We start from the raw sequence: 18,786 nt of genomic DNA, 5'->3' as shown, positions 1-18,786 counted from the left end.
CGTTCACGGCGGTGAACCTCACATAGCCGTCGTTCTACTGGTGAGTAACACTGCGGGGCATGATGGAGCCGTCAGGCGAGTTGGCGCTGGCCGCCGAGTTCCCCACCCCTGACCGCGAGCAGTGGCTGGACCTGGTCCACGGCGTGCTGCGCAAGTCGGGTGCGGACTTCGGGTCGCTGATCACCACCACCTACGACGGCATCGCCGTGCAACCGCTCTACACCGCCGACGACCGGGCTCCGGACGCCGGTTTCCCGGGGCTGGCCCCGTTCACCCGCGGCGGCCGGCCGCAGGGCGCGGTCGAGGGCTGGGACGTCCGCCAGCAGCAGCGGGTGGCCGACCGCGAGGCGGTGATGGCCGACCTGCAGAACGGCGTCACGTCGCTCTGGCTCAAGGGCCTCGACCCGGCGACGTACGACGACGTGCTGGCCGACGTCTACCTGGACCTCGCGCCGGTGGTCGTGGACGCGGGCGCGGACTTCCTCGAAGCCGGGCGGGCCATGCTGCGGGTCTGGGACCAGCGGCCGGTGCTCGCCGACGAGGTGCGGGGCAACGTCGGCGCGGACCCGCTGGGCGTGCAGGCGCGCACAGGACGGCCCGCCGACCTGAAGGCGTTGACCGACCTGCTCGGCAGGGCCCGCGCGTTCCCCGGACTGCGCCTGGTCGTCGTGGACGGCCTGCCGTTCCACGAGGCGGGCGGCTCGGACGCGGAGGAGCTGGGCGCGTCCCTCGCGGCCGGCGTGGCCTACCTGCGGCACCTGACCGAAGCCGGGTTGGGCGTGGCGGAAGCCGTGCGGCTGCTGGAGTTCCGGTACGCGGCGACCGCCGACCAGTTCCTCACCATCGCGAAGTTCCGGGCCGCCAGGCGGCTCTGGGCGCGGGTCACCGAGGTCGCCGGCGCGCCGAGCCCGCAGGTGCAGCACGCGGTCACGTCGCCCGCGATGATGACCCGCCGCGACCCGTGGGTGAACATGCTGCGCACCACCGTGGCGTGCTTCGGCGCGGGCCTCGGCGGGGCGGACGCGGTGACCGTGCTGCCGTTCGACCACGCGATCGGCCTGTCCGACGACTTCGCGCGGCGCGTCGCCCGCAACACGCAGTCGCTGCTGCTGGAGGAGTCGAAGCTGGCCGGCGTGATCGACCCGGCGGGCGGCTCCTGGTACGTGGAACGGCTCACCGACGACCTCGCGCACGCCGCGTGGGCGTGGTTCCGCGAGATCGAGGCCGCCGGCGGGCTGCCCCGGGCGTTCGACCTGGTCGGGGACCGGATCGCGGCCACCTGGGAGCGCCGGCGGGCGAACCTGGCCGACCGGACCGACGCGCTCACCGGCGTGAGCGAGTTCCCGAACCTCGCCGAGCAGCCCGTGACCCGCGAACCCGCGCCGGAGGAGCCGGGCGGCGGGCTGCCGCGCATCCGCTACGCCCAGGACTTCGAGGCGCTGCGGGACGCGGCCGACGCGAGCCCCGAACGCCCGAAGGTCTTCCTGGCCACGCTCGGCCCCGTCGCCGCGCACACCGCGCGGGCCACGTTCGCGGCGAACCTCTTCCAGGCGGGCGGCATCGAGACGCCGAACGCCGGGCCCACCAAGACCGTGGACGACGTGGTCGCGAAGTTCCGCGAGAGCGGCGCCCGGATCGCCTGCCTGTGCGGCAGCGATACCGGCTACGCCCAACTGGCCGCACCGGTCGCGCGAGCGCTGCGCGAAGCGGGCGCCGAGCGGATCCTGCTGGCCGGGAAGCAGTCCGAGGCCGAGATCGACGAGTACGTGTTCACCGGCTGCCCGGCGCTGGACGTGCTGGAGCACGCGTTCGAGTCCCTTGGAGTCCAGCGATGATCCCGAACTTCGCCGACGTCGACCTCGGCGAGCCCACCGCCGCCGACGCCGCGCAGTGGCACGCCGCGCTCCAGGAAGCGACCGGCAAGGGCGCGGACGCGCTGGCGTGGGAGACGCCCGAGGGCATCGGCGTCAAGCCCGTCTACACGGCCGCCGACACCGAGGGCCTCGACTTCCTCGCCACCTACCCGGGCATCGCGCCGTTCCTGCGCGGCCCGTACCCGACGATGTACGTCAACCAGCCGTGGACGATCCGGCAGTACGCCGGGTTCTCCACCGCCGAGGAGTCCAACGCCTTCTACCGCCGCAACCTCGCGGCCGGCCAGAAGGGGCTCTCGGTCGCGTTCGACCTGGCCACCCACCGCGGCTACGACTCCGACCACCCGCGCGTGGCGGGCGACGTCGGCATGGCGGGCGTGGCCATCGACTCGATCTACGACATGCGTCAGCTGTTCGACGGCATCCCGCTGGACAAGATGAGCGTGTCGATGACCATGAACGGCGCGGTGCTGCCGATCCTGGCGCTGTACGTGGTGGCGGCCGAGGAGCAGGGGGTGGCGCCCGAGCAGCTCGCCGGGACCATCCAGAACGACATCCTCAAGGAGTTCATGGTCCGCAACACCTACATCTACCCGCCGAAGCCGTCGATGCGGATCATCTCCGACATCTTCGGGTTCACGTCGCGGCGGATGCCGAAGTTCAACTCCATCTCCATCTCCGGCTACCACATGCAGGAAGCAGGCGCGACGGCCGACCTGGAGCTGGCGTACACGCTCGCGGACGGCGTGGAGTACCTGCGGGCGGGCCGTGACGCGGGACTGGACATCGACGCGTTCGCGCCGCGCCTGTCGTTCTTCTGGGCGATCGGCATGAACTTCTTCATGGAAGTCGCCAAGATGCGCGCCGCCCGGCTGCTGTGGGCGAAGCTGGTGAAGGGCTTCGACCCGAAGTCGCCGAAGTCGCTGTCCCTGCGCACGCACTGCCAGACGTCCGGCTGGTCGCTGACCGCGCAGGACGTGTTCAACAACGTCGCCCGCACGTGCGTCGAGGCGATGGCCGCCACGCAGGGGCACACGCAGTCGTTGCACACCAACGCGTTGGACGAGGCGCTGGCCCTGCCGACGGACTTCTCCGCGCGCATCGCCCGCAACACCCAGCTGCTGCTCCAGCAGGAGTCCGGCACCACGCGGGTGATCGACCCGTGGGGCGGCAGCGCGTTCGTGGAACGCCTCACGCACGACCTGGCGCACCGCGCGTGGTCGCACATCACCGAGGTCGAGGCCGCAGGCGGGATGGCGCAGGCCATCGACGCGGGCATCCCCAAGCTGCGCATCGAGGAGGCCGCCGCGCGCACCCAGGCGCGCATCGACTCCGGCCGGCAGCCCGTGATCGGCGTCAACAAGTACCAGGTCGAGTTCGACGAGAAGATCGACGTGCTCAAGGTGGACAACGCCGGGGTGCGCGCGCAGCAGCTGGCGAAGCTGGCCCGGTTGCGCGCGGAACGCGACCAGTCCAGTGTGGACTCGGCGCTGACCGCGCTGACCAACGCGGCGGGCTCGGACGGCAACCTGCTGGAGCTGGCCATCTCCGCGGCCCGCGCCAAGGCCACCGTCGGCGAGATCTCCGAGGCGCTGGGCAAGGTGTGGGGCAGGCACTCGGCGCAGATCCGCACCATCACCGGCGTGTACCGGGAGGAGGCCGGAGCGGTGTCCAACGTCGCGGTCACGCGCGAGGTGGTGGAGGCGTTCGCCGAGGCCGAAGGGCGTCGGCCGCGCATCCTGGTCGCCAAGATGGGCCAGGACGGGCACGACCGCGGCCAGAAGGTGATCGCGACCGCGTTCGCCGACCTCGGCTTCGACGTGGACGTCGGCCCGCTGTTCCAGACCCCGGACGAGGTCGCGCGCCAGGCCGTGGAAGCCGACGTGCACATCGTCGGGGTGTCGTCGCTGGCCGCGGGCCACCTCACGCTGGTGCCCGCGCTGCGCTCGGCGCTGGCGGAGATGGGCCGCGACGACATCATGATCGTGGTCGGCGGCGTGATCCCGCCGCAGGACTTCGACGCGTTGCGCGAGGCGGGCGCGGCGGCGATCTTCCCGCCTGGCACGGTCATCGCCGACGCGGCGGGCGACCTGCTGCGCAAGCTCGCCGAGCAGCTCGGCCACGACGACGACCTGCCCGGACGAGATGGCTAGGCCGGTCGACGTCGGCGCGTACGTCAAGGGTGTGCTCGCGGGCGACCGCGGCACGCTGGCGCGGGCCATCACGCTGGTCGAGTCGACGCGCCCGGACCACCGCGCGTCGGCGCAGGAGCTGCTGGTCGAGCTGCTGCCGCACTCTTCCGGTTTCTCCGGGGCCAACGCGCACCGCGTCGGCATCACCGGCGTGCCCGGCGTGGGCAAGTCGACGTTCATCGACGCGTTCGGCTCGATGTTGACCGCCCAAGGCCACCGGGTGGCGGTGCTGGCGGTCGACCCGTCGTCCACCCGCACCGGCGGCTCGATCCTGGGCGACAAGACCCGGATGGCGCGGCTCGCGGTCGACCCGGCGGCGTTCATCCGGCCGTCGCCGACCTCCGGCACGCTCGGCGGCGTGGCCAAGGCGACCCGCGAGTCGATCGTGCTGGTCGAGGCCGCGGGCTACGACGTGGTGCTGGTCGAGACGGTCGGCGTCGGCCAGTCCGAGGTCGCGGTGGCCAACATGACGGACTGCTCGCTGTTCCTCACCCTCGCCCGCACCGGCGACCAGCTCCAGGGCATCAAGAAGGGCGTGCTGGAGCTGGCCGACGTGATCGCGGTCAACAAGGCCGACGGCCCGCACGAGCTGGACGCCCGCAAGGCCGCCCGCGAGCTGGCCGGCGCGCTGCGGCTGCTGCGCCCGGCCGACGCGCTGTGGCACCCGCCCGTGCTGACGTGCAGCGGGCTGGACGGCTCCGGGCTCGACACCGTGTGGCAGCAGGTCACCAAGCACCGGGAGACCCTGGAGGCGGCCGGTGGGCTGGCCGAGCGGCGGCGTCGCCAGCAGGTCGACTGGACCTGGGCGATGGTGCACGACCAGCTGCTCACGAGCCTGCGCGAGGCGCCCGGGGTGCGGTCGGTCGTGCCCGAGGTGGAACGTCAGGTGCGCGAGGGCGAGCTGACCGCCACCCTGGCCGCCGAACGCATCCTGGCCGCGTTCCGCGCGGGCACCTGACGGGCTCGTTCGCTCACAGCACGTGAACAAAGCCCGGTTTGGATGACCACTGACAGTGGTAACCACGAAAGGCGGTAGCTAGGCTTGGCGACCATGTGGCGATCTGTGCTCGCGGTGTGCCTGTTCGTGCTGGCCGGTGCCTTCACCGTGTCGGGCACAGGCGCGGCCGTGACGACAGCGCCGCACCTCGCGGCCCAGCCGACCGAGACGCTCGCGCCCGGCGGCACCATCCAGCCCGACGGCACCGTGCCGCCCGGTCCGACGATCGACGCGCCGCAGGAGCCCTCGGCCGAGTCGAGCGCCGAAACGCGCCGGAAGTTCCTGCTCGGCGGTATCGCGGTGGTGCTGTTCGCCCTCGTCTACTGGCGCAACAAGAAGCGCTGGTCGAAGTGGAGGGCCGGCCGCAAGTCCGGGTGATTCCCAACTGGTGGGAACGCCGGACTGGCATGTGGTCGCCTTCTAGCATGGCCCGCGCGAACGTGCACGGCGCGCGGGCGTGATCGGTCTGACCGAAAATCGAGCACCGCTTGGCGCATCGCCGCGACCGGTTGCCGGTTGATCAACCAGGGGTGCGACGTGCCCGCCGGACCGTGATGCAGGATGGACGCAAATGGGTACCGACTTCAAGATGAGCACGCGCTCGGCCGTCGAGCGGTACTCGAATGCGCTGGTAGACCTCTCCCGCAGCATCCACGCGGAGCCCGAGCGGTCGTTCGCCGAGCACCGCAGCGCGGCCAAGGTGGCCGACCTGCTCGCCGCCGAGGGCTTCGAGGTCGAACGCGGCGTCGCGGACCTGGAGACGGCGTTCACCGCGTCGTTCGGGTCCGGTGAGCTGGTGCTCGGGCTGTGCGCGGAGTACGACGCGCTGCCCGAGGTGGGCCACGCGTGCGGGCACAACGTCATCGCCGCCGCCTCGACCGGCGCGGCCCTCGCCCTGCGTGACCTGGCCGACGAGCTCGGCCTCACCGTCCGGGTGATCGGCACCCCCGCCGAGGAGGTCGGCGGCGGCAAGGTGCTGATGCTCGAACGCGGGGTATTCGACGACGTGGCGTTCTCGATGATGGTGCACCCGGCTCCGTACGAGGCCGTGGCCGCACGATCGCTGGCCATCACCGACGTCGAGGTCCACTACACCGGCAAGCCGTCGCACGCCGCCGCCGCGCCGCACCTGGGGGTGAACGCCGCCGACGCGATCACGGTCGCCCAGGTCGCCATCGGGCTCGCCCGCCAGCACCTGGAGCCGGGCCAGATGGTCAGCGGCATCGTCACCCGCGGCGGCACCGTGCCCAACATCGTGCCCGCGCGCACGTCGGCGATGTTCGACCTGCGCGCCGACGACCTCGACTCGCTGCGCCGGCTGGAGGAGCGGATGAACCGCTGCTTCGAGGCGGGCGCCCTCGCCACCGGCTGCGCCCACGAGGTCGTGAAGGTCTCGCCGGTGTACGCCGAGCTGACCCCAGACCCCTGGCTCGCGGACGCCTACCGGCGTGCCGCGATCGAGCTGGGCAGGCATCCGTTGAGCCCCGAGGAGGAGCTCAAGGAGAAGATCGGCAGCACCGACATGGGCAACATCACCCGTGCGCTGCCGGCCATCCACCCGACCATCGCCATCGACTGCGGAGACGCGGTGAACCACCAAATCGAGTTCGCGACCGCCTGTGCGTCGGCCTCGGCCGACCGAGCTGTGCTCGACGGGGCGCTCGCACTCGCCTGGACCACAATTTCCGCTGCCACCGACGGTGCGCAGCGCTCTCGACTGCTGGCGGGTGTGGCATGACGGTCCTGGACTCGCGTCTGCCGGAGGAGGGTGCCGAGGTGCTGTTGACCGATCGCGGGGTCAGCATTGCCCCTGTGGATGATCCCGGTGAGGGTCGCGGACCCTCGTGGCTGGACGACTGGCTGGCGGCGAACGCCTCCGAGGTCGTCGCCTGGCGCCGGCACCTCCACGCGCACCCGGAGCTGTCCCGGCACGAGTACGCGACCACCGAGCTGATCGCCGACGTGCTGCGCTCGGCCGGGCTCAAGCCGCGCGTCCTGCCCGGCGGCACCGGCCTGGTCTGCGACGTCGGCTCCGGGCCGCGCTGCGTGGCGCTGCGCGCCGACATCGACGCGCTGCCCCTGCCGGAGAACACCGGCGCCCCGTACTCGTCCACTGTGGACGGCGTGGCGCACGCGTGCGGGCACGACGCCCACACCACCGTGCTGCTCGGCGCGGCGCTGGCGCTCGCGTCGGCCACCGAGCTGCCCGGCCGGGTCCGGCTGGTGTTCCAGCCCGCCGAGGAGGTCATGCCCGGCGGTGCGCTGGACGTGCTGGCGGCGGGCGGCCTGGACGGCGTGGAGCGCATCTTCGGCCTGCACTGCGACCCGCGGCTGGAGGTCGGCCGGATCGGCACCCGGATCGGCGCGATCACGTCGGCCAGCGACATGCTGGAGCTGCGCCTGACGTCACCCGGAGGCCACACGTCCCGGCCGCACCTGACGGCGGACCTCGTGCACGCGCTGGGCACCGTGATCACGGGCCTGCCGGGCCTGCTGTCGCGTCGCGTGGACCCCCGTTCGGGCACCGTCCTCGTGTGGGGCGCGGTGCACGCGGGGGAGGCGCCCAACGCCGTGCCGCAGGACGGCGTGCTGCGCGGCACGCTCCGCACCGGCGACCGCGACATCTGGGCCGAGCTGGAGCCGTTGATCAAGGAGCTGGTGGGCGCGCTGCTGGCGCCGACCGGTGTCGGCTTCGACCTGCACCACCGGCGCGGCGTCCCACCGGTCGTCAACGACCGCGAGAGCACGATGCTGCTGCGCGCGGGCGTCGAGGCGGCGTTGGGCGAGGACGCGCTGGCCGGCACGGAGCAGTCGTCGGGCGGCGAGGACTTCGGCTGGTACCTGGAGCACGTGCCGGGCTCGTTCGCGCGCCTGGGCGTGTGGGACGGCGTCGGCAAGCAGAAGGACCTCCACCAGCCGGGCTTCGACCTGGACGAACGCGCCCTGCTCGTGGGCGTGCGCGTGATGGTGCACGCGGCCCTGGCAGCGCTGGCCTGACCGTTCGGCGGTGCCCGGCTCCGCCCGGGCACCGCGTCGGTCAGCTCACCGGCTCGACGATCTCCGGTCGGGCCTCGGGCGCGGACGAGCGGACGGCGTCGGCGGCTTGGTCGTCCGGTTCCACCTGCGACGCGCGCTCGGCGTCGACGCGGGCCGTGTAGACCGACACCTCGTGGGCCACCCGCGCGTCGTCCCAGCCGTGCACACCGGCCATCAGGCGGGCCACCGGCAACGCGCACTCCACGCCCCGGTGCGGGTACTCGATCGAGATCCTGGTCCGCCGGGTCAGCACGTCCTCCAAGTGCAACGCGCCCTCGTGCGACGCCGCGTAGACGGCCTCCACCTGCAGGTAGTCCGGCGCGCCGGGCACCGGCTTCAGCAGTTCCGCGTCCGCCGACCCCAGCACCTCGTGCACCAACGACCCGTACCGGTCGAGCAGGTGCCTCACCCGGTACGGGTGCAGGCCGTACCGCGTCGCCAACTGGTCGGCCTGGTTCACCAACGCGTGGTAGCCGTCCGCCCCGATCAACGGCACCTTGTCCGTGATCGACGGCTGGATCCGCCCCGGCAGGTCGACCGAGGCCGCGTCCACCGCGTCGGCGCCCATCACCCGGTACGTCGTGTACTTCCCGCCGGCGATCGCGACCAACCCGGGCGCCACCCGCGCCACCGCGTGCTCGCGCGACAGCTTCGACGTCGACTCGCTCTCACCCGCCAGCAACGGCCGCAGCCCGGCGTACACGCCCTCGATGTCGTCGTGCGTCAACGGCGTCGCGAGCACCGCGTTGACGTGCTCCAGGATGTAGTCGATGTCCTTCCGCGTCGCCGCCGGGTGCGCCAGGTCCAGGTTCCAGTCGGTGTCGGTCGTTCCCACGATCCAGTGATTTCGCCACGGGATCACGAACAGCACCGACTTCTCCGTGCGCAGGATCAACCCCGACTCGGAGACGATCCGGTCCCGCGGCACGACGATGTGCACGCCCTTCGACGCCCGCACCCGGAACCGGCCGCGACTGCCGGACAGCCGCTGCAGCTCGTCGGTCCACACCCCGGTCGCGTTGATCACCGCGTGCGCCCGCACGGACGTCTCCCGCCCGTCCTCCACGTCGCGCACCCGCACGCCGGACACCCGGTCCGCCTCCCGCAGGAACCCCACGACCTGCGTGGACGACCGAACGACCGCGCCGTAGTGCGCCGCCGTGCGGCCGACCATCATGGTGTGCCGCGCGTCGTCGGCCTGCGCGTCGTAGTACCGGATGCCGCCGACCAGCGCCGACGGCTTCAACGCGGGCACCAGCCGCAGCGCACCGGCCTTGGTCAGGTGCTTCTGCCCGGGCACGGACCGCGCGCCGCCCATCGTGTCGTACATGAGCAGCCCGGCCGCCGTGTACGGCCGCTCCCACCCGCGGCGCGTCAGCGGGTACAGGAACGGCACCGGCTTGACCAGGTGCGGAGCCAGGCGGGTCAGCATGAGTTCGCGTTCCCGCAGCGCCTCGCGCACCAGCCCGAACTCCAGCTGCTCCAGGTACCGCAACCCGCCGTGGAACAGCTTGGACGACCGGCTCGACGTGCCCGAGGCCAGGTCGCGCGCCTCGACCAGCGCCACCCGCAGGCCGCGCGTCGCGGCGTCCAGCGCGGAGCCGACGCCGACCACGCCACCGCCGATGATCACCAGGTCGAACGTCTCCGCGCCGAGCCGGTCCCAGGCCTCCGAGCGTTCGAGCGGTCCCAGCCGGCCCGCGGTGGCGGGGTACTGCTTGCGCGTGACCACTGACGCCTCCCTGATGCTCGAACCGACCGGGCGGACCAGGACTGACTCGACCACGTTACCCGCTGGTACGCCACCCGTGGACAACTGATCAGGTCGGAACTAGCGTCAAGCCCCATTGTGGGGTGGGCAGCGCCGCCGGACCCGGACCGTGCTGCCTCCTGTCAAGGCGAGGAGGTCGGCGAGTGAGCAGTGGCTCGATCTTCGTGTGGGAGATGCTGGGCACCGCGATCCTGATCCTGTTGGGTGCGGGTGTCGTCGCCAACGTGGTCCTCAAGGACACGTTGGGCAACACCGGCGGATGGCTCCTGATCAACATCGGCTGGGGGTTCGCGGTCTTCGCGGGCGCCAGCATCGCCGCACCGAGCGGCGCACACCTCAACCCCGCGGTGACCCTGGGCCTGGCGGTCGCGGACAAGACCCCCTGGGACCAGGTCCCCGTCTACTTCGCCGGTCAGATGGTCGGCGCGTTCATCGGCGCCGTGCTCGCGTGGCTGGCCTACAAGGCGCAGTTCGACGCGCACGACGACCCGGCGGGCACGCGCGGCATCTTCTGCACCGGCCCGACCATCCCCAAGGCAGGCTGGAACGTCGTCACCGAGGTGATCGGCACGTTCGTGCTGGTCGCGTGGGTGCTGCTGAGCCCGGCCGCGAAGGAGGCGGCGGACGGCGTCCCGCAGCTGGGCAACTCCGCCCTCGGCTACGCCGGCGTCGCGTTCGTCGTCATCGGCATCGGCGCCTCGCTCGGTGGGCCGACCGGCTACGCCATCAACCCGGCCCGCGACCTCGGGCCGCGCATCGCCTACGCGATCCTGCCCATCCGCGACAAGGGCAGCGCCGAGTGGGGCTACGCCTGGGTGCCGGTGGTCGGACCGCTGGTCGGCGGCCTGCTCGCCGGCCTCCTGTACCTGGTTCTCCCGGTCTGAAAGGACTCCAGCGCATGACGAAGTACGTGGCCGCGATCGACCAGGGCACGACGTCGACCCGGTGCATGATCTTCGACCACTCGGGCCGCGTGGTCTCCGTCGACCAGAAGGAGCACGAGCAGATCTTCCCCAAGGCCGGGTGGGTCGAGCACGACGCGAACGAGATCTGGACCAACACCAGGCAGGTGGCCGCTGGCGCGTTGGCCAAGGCGGACCTCACCACGGCCGACATCGCCACCGTCGGCATCACCAACCAGCGCGAGACCGCGCTCGTCTGGGACAAGACCACCGGGCAGCCGGTGTACAACGCGATCGTCTGGCAGGACACCCGCACCGACAAGATCTGCCAGGACCTGGCGGCTCTGGGCGGTGGCCAGGAGCGGTACCGGGACAAGACCGGCCTGCCGCTGGCGACCTACTTCTCCGGCCCGAAGATCCGCTGGGTCCTGGACAACGTCGAGGGTGCGCGCGAGCGTGCCGAGGCCGGTGACCTGCTGTTCGGCAACATGGACACGTGGGTGCTGTGGAACATGACCGGCGGGGTGAACGGCGGCGTGCACGTCACCGACCCCACCAACGCGTCCCGCACGCTGCTGATGGACCTCGACACGTTGAGCTGGGACGAGGGCATCGCGGCCGACATGGGCGTGCCGCTGTCGATGCTGCCGGAGATCCGGTCGTCGTCCGAGGAGTACGGCAAGGTCCGGGAACGCGGCGCGCTGGCCGGCGTGCCGATCGCGGGCATCCTCGGCGACCAGCAGGCGGCGACGTTCGGGCAGGCGTGCCTGTCGCCGGGCGAGGCCAAGAACACCTACGGCACCGGCAACTTCGTGCTGCTCAACACCGGCACGGACAAGGTGATGAGCGAGAACGGCCTGCTCACCACGGTCTGCTACAAGATCGGCTCGCAGGCGCCCGTGTACGCGCTCGAAGGCTCGATCGCGGTGACGGGGTCGCTGGTCCAGTGGCTGCGCGACAACCTCGGGATGATCTCGACGGCCGCCGAGATCGAGGAGCACGCCCGGACCGTGGAGGACAACGGCGGCGCGTACTTCGTGCCCGCGTTCTCCGGCCTGTTCGCGCCGTACTGGCGGTCGGACGCGCGTGGCGCGATCGTCGGCCTGACCCGGTTCGTGAACAAGGGGCACCTGGCCCGCGCGGTGCTGGAGGCGACGGCGTTCCAGACCCGTGAGGTGATCGACGCGATGAACGCCGACTCGGGCGTGCCGCTGAAGTCGTTGAAGGTCGACGGCGGCATGGTCGTGAACGAGCTGCTGATGCAGTTCCAGGCGGACATCCTGGGCGTGCCGGTGATCCGGCCGGTGGTCAACGAGACGACCGCGCTCGGTGCCGCCTACGCGGCGGGGCTGGCGGTCGGGTTCTGGGCGTCGGAGGACGACATCCGGCAGAACTGGGCGCAGGACAAGCAGTGGGACCCGGCCATGGACGACGACACCCGTGCCCGGACCTACGCGGAGTGGAAGAAGGCCGTGACCAGGACTTTCGACTGGGTCGAGTGACCTTCGGGGGCGCCGCCATCCCGCTTGGCGGCTTGGGCGGCGCCCCTTTCCCTCTCAGTCCAGGTCGTCGTGGCGCATGAGCTGGCGGCCGGCCTCGGTGATCGACCCGGTCAACGACGGGTAGACCGAGAACGTGGTGGCCAGGTCGTCCACCGTGAGCTGGTTCTGCACGGCGAGCGTGATCGACAGGATCAGCTCGCTGGCGTTGGGCGCGACGACGACGCCGCCGATGACGACACCGGTCGCGGGACGGCAGAAGAGCTTCACGAAGCCGCGGCGCAGGCCCTCCATCTTGGCCCGCGGGTTGGTGGCCAGCGGCAGCATGATCGTGCGCGCGGGCACCTCGCCGGAGTCGATCGCCTGCTGGCTGATGCCGACCGACGCGATCTCGGGGTTGGTGAACACGTTCGCCGCGACCGTCTTGAGCCTGATCGGGCTCACGCCCTGGCCCAGCGCGTGCCACATGGCGATGCGGCCCTGCATGGCGGCGACGGACGCGAGCAGCAGCAGACCCGTGCAGTCGCCCGCCGCGTAGACGCCCGCAATGTTCGTCCGCGACACCCGGTCGACCGGGATGTACCCGCCGCGGCCGAGTTCGATGCCGATCTTGTCCAGGCCGAGGTCGGCGGTGTTCGGGACGGAGCCGACCGTCATCAGGGCGTGGCTCGCCTCGATCGTGCGACCGTCTTCCAGGTGAATCAGGACGCCGTCGCCGACGTTCTCGACCCGGTCCGCGCGGGCGTGCTTGACCACCGCCGTGCCGCGTTCGGCGAACACGTCCTCCAGCACCACGGCCGCGTCGGCGTCCTCGTGCGGAAGCACCCGGTCGCGGCTGGAGACCATGGTCACCTTCACGCCGAGTTCCGTGTACGCGGAGGCGAACTCCACACCGGTGACACCCGATCCGATGACGGCCAGGTGCTCGGGCAACTCGGGGAGGTCGTAGATCTGCCGCCAGGTCAGGATCCGCTTGCCGTCGGGCTCGGCGCCGGGCAGCACGCGCGGGGTCGCACCCGTCGCGATCAGCACCACGTCGGCGGGGAGGACTTCCTTCGTGCCGTCGTCGGCGATGGCCACGACCTCGTGCTGGGCGAGCCCGCGGGCGTTGTCGCAGAACTTGCCGATGCCGTTGACGATCCGCACGCCCTCGCGCTGCAGGCGGGCCCGGACGTCGGCGGACTGGGCGAGTGCAAGGCCCTTCACCCGTCCGTGGACGATCGGCAGTTCGACCGCCGCTTCCGCGTTGTTCGTGCGAATGCCCAGCTCACCGGCGTCGCGGAAGGCGCTGCGGCCACCCGCGGAGGCGATGAACGTCTTCGACGGCACGCAGTCGTAGAGCACGCAGGCGCCGCCGAGCCCCTCGCGTTCGACGATGGTCACGTCGGCCCCGTGCTGGGCCGCGACCAGTGCCGCCTCGTAACCTGCGGGGCCACCGCCCATGATGACGATGCGGGTCACGACACGTCCTCCTCCTGGTCTTGGCGCTTGTTCGCACCGCTTCCGGCCGGCGTTTCTCGCGTCTTCTCGCGCTGTTTGCGCCGCTTGCAGCCGCGCACAACCGTACGCGGTCGGGTGTCCGGGTGTGTCGTCCGGTCTTCTGGTACCTCGCGGTGATCGTGAGGTCGCTAGGCTGTCGTCGTGCCGCTCTATGCCGCGTACGGGTCCAACATGGACCCGAACCAGATGATGGAGCGAGCCCCCTACTCCCCGATGGCGGGGACCGGGTGGCTCGCCGGATGGCGTCTGACGTTCGGTGGCGAGGACCTGGGCTGGGAGGGCGCGCTCGCCACCATCGTCGAGGACCCGGACTCGCAGGTGTTCTGCGTGCTCTACGACGTGAGCCCGCGTGACGAGTCCCGCCTCGACCGCTGGGAAGGCGCCCTCGGGCTCTACAAGAAGATCCGCCTGCGCGTCCAGACCCTGGAAGGTTCGGTGACCGCCTGGCTCTACGTCCTGGACGCCTACGAGGGGGGTTTGCCCTCGGCCCGCTACATCGGCGTCGTGGCCGACGCCGCCGAAGCCGCCGGCGCCCCGGACGACTACGTAGCCGACCTACGCACCCGCCCGTGCCAAGGCATCGGCCCCTAACCCCCCGCGTGTCGAACCTCCAGGTCCCGCGTGTCGAACACTCGGGACCGGCGTGTCGAACGCTCAGGTCCCGAGTGTCGAACGCTCAGGCCCCGTGAGTTCTACGTTCGGAACGCGCGAGCCCTGCGTTCAGGACTGGCGAGTTCCACGCTCAGCTGTCGGAACAGGTGAACGGGGTTCCGCAGGTCCGAGACATCGGCCCGGAGCACCTTCCAGCCGCGTCGGCGCAAGTCCTCGTCACGGGCTTGGTCGGCTTCGGCTTTGCCGACGTGCGCCGCGTAGCCGTCGTACTCGACGGCGACGCGGGCGTCCGGCCAGGCGAAATCCAGCCGCCAGAGCTCACGGTCGTCCAGATCGCGGACGGAGTGCTGCGGCTCGGGCAGCGGGAAGCCGGCTTCGGCGATCATCAGCAGGAGCGTGCTCTCCGGCGGGGACTCCGGCAGTCCCGTGGCCAGGTCCAGGAGGAACACGCCTTGGCGTCGGCCGCGGTAATCACGCCGGGCCGCGATGCGCACGGAGAGGTCGGCCTTGAACGCGGCACGCTGCTGCGGTGGGAGAGCGCCGAGAGCTTGATCCGCGCAGGCCAGGGCCGTGGAACGGTGGCGTGCCCGGCAGAGCAGGTCAGCGAGGGCGTAGTCGAGCGCCATGGTGCGCAGGCCGTCGATCTCGACCACGTCCGCGGGGTCGTAGCTGTCGTAGTGGACCGCGACATCCGGGCGAGGTCGGAGCTTGCGTTCGTAGCCCAGCACCAGGTGGACGCGGTTCGTGTCCGCGGCCGTGCAGCCGTGCAGCCAAACCGCCGTGTGGCTCGCCAGTGCGGCGCCCTGCCCGGCCATGAGCAGCGCTGCGGCGGCCCGGGTGTGCAGGCTCGTCATCCGTTCGCGCTGGATGACGACCGTGCGGCAGTAGCTGACCAGGCGGCCCTCGGCGATGGCGTTCCGCAGTGACTTGGCGCCGAGGTGGTTGTGCAGGCGGGTACGCGAGTAGGCCCCGTGGAGGCCTGGAGGCAGTTCGGTCATGCAGAACCGAGTGACGGGACCATCGATCCCGTACACGGTTCACCCGACCGTGGGACGCCGCTCGACCTGAACGTTGAACTCACGGGTCCTGGGCGTTCGACACGCGCGACCTGAAGGTTCGACACGCGCGTTCTGAAGGTTCGACACGCGCGTTCTGAAGGTTCGACACGCGCGGTTAGGTGGTGGCTAGTTCGGTTAGGTGTTGGATTAGGCGGCGGCTGTCGACGGGGGAGACGGTGCTCCACGGTTGTTGGCCCGGGGTGGAGCGGCGGAGTTGGATGTAGCGGCCCTGGGGGTTGTCGAAGAACGACACGACGCGGTCCTGGCGGACGCGTTTGCCCCACTTGTCACGGCTCGCGGCGCCGAACTGGCCGCGGTTGCCCGCGTCGCGGAACATGTCGGCCAACGTGCGGGCGTCCTCCTGGCGGATGCCGCGGGCCAGGAGCGCCTGCTGCAGGTCCTCCGCGGTGTTCGCGCCCGCGGCGGCGGCGTCCAGGTCGGCGCTGGGCAGGGTCACCGAGTGGCCCGGGCCCGCGCCGAGCGGAGGCAGGACGGAGAGGGCTTCCCGGGGCAGGCCCTCGGCCGACGCCGGCCGCAACGTCAACTGGTCGTGGGCCAGGACCGCCAGCACGCCGGACTGGCCCTTCGCCGCCGCCAGCACGCGGACGCTGTGCCCCAGCCACAACCGGCCGTCCACCTCGTGCTGCGGCCGGTTCAGCAGGTGCAGCAGGTCTTCCAGCATCGGGTCCAGCGACACCGGCCGCCCCAGCCCGCGACGGTCCAGCTCACCCCACGCCCGCCGCTCCAGCTCGGCACGTTCGGTGTTCGTCTTGCCGGGTGACGGCACCTTGAGCACCAGCGGCATGGTCTCCAGCCGCAGGTGCTCCCACAGCACGTCGAACTCCAGCGCCGAGATCGTCACGGGTTCGCGCAGGTCGTTGGTGCCCAAGTCCAAGCCGAACGTCGTCATCAGTGGGTAGTGCTCTCCCCGATCACCGGAGGCGAGATGGTCCCGCCAATGCCGTAGATGTCGTCCGTCTCCCGAAGGTAGTCGGCGGCGTCGTGCGTGGCATCTTCTTCCTCTTCCGCGCCACGCGCGCCGCCCAGACCGCCGAACGGGTCGAACGCGGGCTGCGCGGGCGCGGCGACGCTGCGCTTGTGCACGGTGTCCTGGCCGCCGCTGCCGGCGACACCCGCGCCGGGCATCGAGCCCGAGGCGCCACCGGGCCCGACCGCCGACGCGTGCTGCGCGTTGGCCGCGAACGCGCCGAACTCCGCCGAGCTCACCGACGTCGTGCCAGCCGGCAGTGGCATGCCGGGAGGCAGGAGCGGGTTCGAGTTACCACCTGCGCCGCCACCACCAGCACCACCACCAGCGCCGCCGCCACCGGCGTGCTGGCCGTTCGTCGTGTCGGTGCCGGTCGACGACTTCCGCCGGTCCTTGTCCTGCTGACCGCCCGCGCCACCGCCGATCACGCCACCAGGCCCGAACGTGCCCGAGGTCGTCCCCGACCCGGGTAACGCGGCGGCCGACGAAGTCCGCGTGCCACCGGACGTCCCGGCCGACGACGTGCCCGTCGAACCGCCGAACGTGGGCTGCGTCACGGTGCGCGGAGGCGTGTAGCCGCCCCGACCACCGCTGCGACCGCCACGCCACCCGCCGCGACCGCCACCGCCGCCACGCCCACCGCGCGGACCGCCGTAACCCCAACCGGGCCCGGACACGCCCGCCGAGTCGTTGCGCACCACCTCGGGCGCGTTGATCACCAACTGCGGCGGCTGGTGGAACTGCCCCAACGTGCTGGTGTTCGACACGGTGCTGGAGGCGTAGGTCGTCATGACCTCGCGCGCCCGCTGCTCGGCCGCGTTCTGCGCCTTCTCCTGCTGCTCGTAGTCCGTCTGCCCGCCGACCAGGTTGGTCAACGCGCTGACGAGCATGTTCGGCTCTTCCGCGGTCACCTTCACCGGCGGCGGCATGTCCGCGCGCGCCTTGGCGATGTAGTCCGCCTGCAGCTCGGCCGAAATGCGCATCACCTCCGCGCCGGCACGGGCGTCGTCCGCCCACGCGGCCAGCGGGTTGATGCCCGTCCGCGCCTTGTCCGCGGCCGAACCCTCCCAGGACGCGCCGGACCGCAGCACGCCGCTGTGCAGGTCGGCGTTGATCTCGGTCAACGCGGCGGAGACGCCCTGCCACCGCTCCATCGAGGCGTGCGAGGCCTTGGGCCCCGGCCCCGAGTTGATCTGCTGGTACAGCTCTTCGTGGCTGTACCCGTTCCAGCGGTGTCCATCGGGCATGAACGTTCCCCTTGCCTGCGCCGGGCGCTCAGCGGCTGCCCTGCTGTCCCATCAACCCGGTGTTGTCTTCTTCGATGGACTGGTACTGCCGCTCGACCAGGGTGAGCGCGTCCATGGCCGACTTGAGCTGCCGCTGGTAGTTCTCCAACGCGATCAGCGCCGAGTCGCCCGATTCGAGCGACCGCTCGTTGAACCGCTCCGCGGCGTCCTGGCTCACCGGGTCACCCGCCCACGGGCGGACCCTGACCTCGGTGATCGCCAGCTCGATCTGCTCGTCCAGCTTGGTCAGCGCGCCCGCGAACGCGCTGCGCAGACCGGGGATCGCGCCGGGCTCGACGTTCAACGTGTGCGACAGGGGCGGTGGTGAGCCCGTGTCAGCGCCGTGGCCGTGGTCTTCCGACGGCATGGACAACCTCCCGCCTTCCTCGTTCCCGTCGCGCATTCCGTTCTCGCGCAAGGTCACTCTAGCCACCCGGTCCGACAGCGGGGAGTGGATGGAGCGGACATCCCCCGCGTGGATCAGCGCCGTTGCAGCAAACCGGCTACCGCCGCCTCTGCCGCCCGTTGCGCCCCTTGGCACAGAGTGTCTTGCTTCACCGCTTTTTCGTTACCGCCGTCGCGGAACATCACGTCGAGGAACTGCCCCTCCGCGACGTCCACCTCGACGTTGCACACGGTGTCCATGCCGGGCGTTCGCACGGTCAGGCCGGGGAAACCGGCCACCGTGGTCTGCTCGGCGTGCACCTGCGCGTTCTCGCTGAGCCACACGCCGACGCCCTCTACTGTGACGAGGGCGAGCCGGACGACGTTCCCGCTGATGTTGCTGCGCATGGTGCACGCCTTCGCGTTGCCGAAGCTCGCTTCCACATATGCGCTCGGCGGGTTGTCCAGGCTCAGCGCGGTGCGCTGTTCGGGTGAGAGCACCGCGCACGGGTCGACGTCGTCCAACCGTATTTCTTGGGGCCGCGGCGGCAACGACGGCACGGTGGTCGTCGCGACGGGCAGCGGATCGTCGACCCGGCCGTCGGCCTTCTTCTCCGGAACGGGCGTGCAGGAGGCCATCGCCAACGCGCAGAGCGTGGCGGTGAGCACCCGAGCAGCCCTCATGGA

Annotated in this window: 16 protein-coding genes; 9 read left to right on the top strand and 7 right to left on the bottom strand. The window is 71.4% G+C overall.

Annotation, left to right across the window (positions count from 1 at the left end; genetic code table 11):
• Window positions 1-62: 62 nt before the first annotated feature.
• From ADK67_RS24970 to ADK67_RS24945, 6 genes are all read left to right on the top strand, one after another.
• Window positions 63-1,835 (top strand): methylmalonyl-CoA mutase family protein, encoded by a 1,773-nt coding sequence (locus tag ADK67_RS24970; protein WP_082403743.1) that lies wholly within the window; start codon window positions 63-65, stop codon window positions 1,833-1,835.
• Window positions 1,832-4,027 carry a methylmalonyl-CoA mutase gene (gene scpA, locus ADK67_RS24965; protein ID WP_053718925.1) on the top strand — a complete coding sequence of 732 codons (2,196 nt, stop codon included), beginning with the start codon at window positions 1,832-1,834 and terminating at the stop codon, window positions 4,025-4,027. Before ADK67_RS24970 ends, scpA begins: the two co-directional genes overlap by 4 nt.
• A complete protein-coding gene (meaB, locus tag ADK67_RS24960) occupies window positions 4,020-5,024 on the top strand; it encodes a methylmalonyl Co-A mutase-associated GTPase MeaB (protein WP_053718924.1) in 1,005 nt (334 codons plus the stop codon). The genes scpA and meaB overlap by 8 nt, the downstream gene beginning before the upstream one ends.
• Before the next feature lie 93 nt (window positions 5,025-5,117).
• Window positions 5,118-5,441 carry a hypothetical protein gene (locus ADK67_RS24955; RefSeq protein WP_157620811.1) on the top strand — a complete coding sequence of 108 codons (324 nt, stop codon included), beginning with the start codon at window positions 5,118-5,120 and terminating at the stop codon, window positions 5,439-5,441.
• 193 nt (window positions 5,442-5,634) lie between these two features.
• Window positions 5,635-6,801 carry a M20 family metallopeptidase gene (locus tag ADK67_RS24950; protein ID WP_082403736.1) on the top strand — a complete coding sequence of 389 codons (1,167 nt, stop codon included), beginning with the start codon at window positions 5,635-5,637 and terminating at the stop codon, window positions 6,799-6,801.
• A complete protein-coding gene (locus ADK67_RS24945) occupies window positions 6,798-8,060 on the top strand; it encodes a M20 family metallopeptidase (RefSeq protein WP_053718922.1) in 1,263 nt (420 codons plus the stop codon). The genes ADK67_RS24950 and ADK67_RS24945 overlap by 4 nt, the downstream gene beginning before the upstream one ends.
• 40 nt (window positions 8,061-8,100) lie before the next feature.
• Here ADK67_RS24945 and ADK67_RS24940 read toward each other — a convergent pair whose 3' ends face one another.
• The gene (locus ADK67_RS24940; protein ID WP_053718976.1) at window positions 8,101-9,831 is read right to left on the bottom strand and encodes a glycerol-3-phosphate dehydrogenase/oxidase; all 1,731 of its coding nucleotides are present in this window, start codon (window positions 9,829-9,831) and stop codon (window positions 8,101-8,103) included.
• Between the two features lie 182 nt (window positions 9,832-10,013).
• Here ADK67_RS24940 and ADK67_RS24935 point away from each other — a divergent pair, with 182 nt between their 5' ends.
• Together ADK67_RS24935 and glpK are read left to right on the top strand one after the other, a co-directional pair.
• A complete protein-coding gene (locus ADK67_RS24935; RefSeq protein ID WP_053718921.1) occupies window positions 10,014-10,754 on the top strand; it encodes an MIP/aquaporin family protein in 741 nt (246 codons plus the stop codon).
• Between the two features lie 14 nt (window positions 10,755-10,768).
• Window positions 10,769-12,274, top strand: a complete 1,506-nt coding sequence (gene glpK, locus ADK67_RS24930) for a glycerol kinase GlpK (RefSeq protein ID WP_053718920.1) — start codon at window positions 10,769-10,771, stop codon at window positions 12,272-12,274.
• A 54-nt stretch (window positions 12,275-12,328) separates the two neighbouring features.
• On the opposite strand, the gene ADK67_RS24925 is transcribed toward glpK, so the two are convergent.
• Window positions 12,329-13,732, bottom strand: a complete 1,404-nt coding sequence (locus ADK67_RS24925; protein ID WP_053718919.1) for an NAD(P)H-quinone dehydrogenase — start codon at window positions 13,730-13,732, stop codon at window positions 12,329-12,331.
• Window positions 13,733-13,912: 180 nt separating this feature from the next.
• Here ADK67_RS24925 and ADK67_RS24920 point away from each other — a divergent pair, with 180 nt between their 5' ends.
• Window positions 13,913-14,362: a gamma-glutamylcyclotransferase family protein gene (locus ADK67_RS24920; RefSeq protein ID WP_033429064.1), complete on the top strand. Its 450-nt coding sequence runs from the start codon at window positions 13,913-13,915 to the stop codon at window positions 14,360-14,362.
• A gap of 101 nt (window positions 14,363-14,463) precedes the next feature.
• On the opposite strand, the gene ADK67_RS24915 is transcribed toward ADK67_RS24920, so the two are convergent.
• The 5 genes from ADK67_RS24915 to ADK67_RS24895 form a co-directional block, all read right to left on the bottom strand.
• The gene (locus ADK67_RS24915; RefSeq protein WP_063797716.1) at window positions 14,464-15,381 is read right to left on the bottom strand and encodes a DUF559 domain-containing protein; all 918 of its coding nucleotides are present in this window, start codon (window positions 15,379-15,381) and stop codon (window positions 14,464-14,466) included.
• Between the two features lie 175 nt (window positions 15,382-15,556).
• Window positions 15,557-16,351, bottom strand: a complete 795-nt coding sequence (locus ADK67_RS24910) for an ESX secretion-associated protein EspG (protein ID WP_053718918.1) — start codon at window positions 16,349-16,351, stop codon at window positions 15,557-15,559.
• On the bottom strand, window positions 16,351-17,676 hold the full coding sequence (locus tag ADK67_RS24905) for a PPE domain-containing protein (RefSeq protein WP_053718917.1): 1,326 nt from the start codon (window positions 17,674-17,676) through the stop codon (window positions 16,351-16,353). The genes ADK67_RS24910 and ADK67_RS24905 overlap by 1 nt, the downstream gene beginning before the upstream one ends.
• Window positions 17,677-17,704: 28 nt before the next feature.
• A complete protein-coding gene (locus ADK67_RS24900; RefSeq protein ID WP_053718916.1) occupies window positions 17,705-18,082 on the bottom strand; it encodes a hypothetical protein in 378 nt (125 codons plus the stop codon).
• 113 nt (window positions 18,083-18,195) lie between these two features.
• On the bottom strand, window positions 18,196-18,783 hold the full coding sequence (locus ADK67_RS24895) for a DUF3558 domain-containing protein (RefSeq protein ID WP_053718974.1): 588 nt from the start codon (window positions 18,781-18,783) through the stop codon (window positions 18,196-18,198).
• Between the last annotated feature and the right edge of the window lie 3 nt (window positions 18,784-18,786).

It is taken from the genome of Saccharothrix sp. NRRL B-16348, assembly GCF_001280085.1.
Taxonomy (GTDB): Bacteria; Actinomycetota; Actinomycetes; order Mycobacteriales; family Pseudonocardiaceae; genus Actinosynnema.
This window is presented reverse-complemented; position numbering and strand designations above follow the sequence as displayed.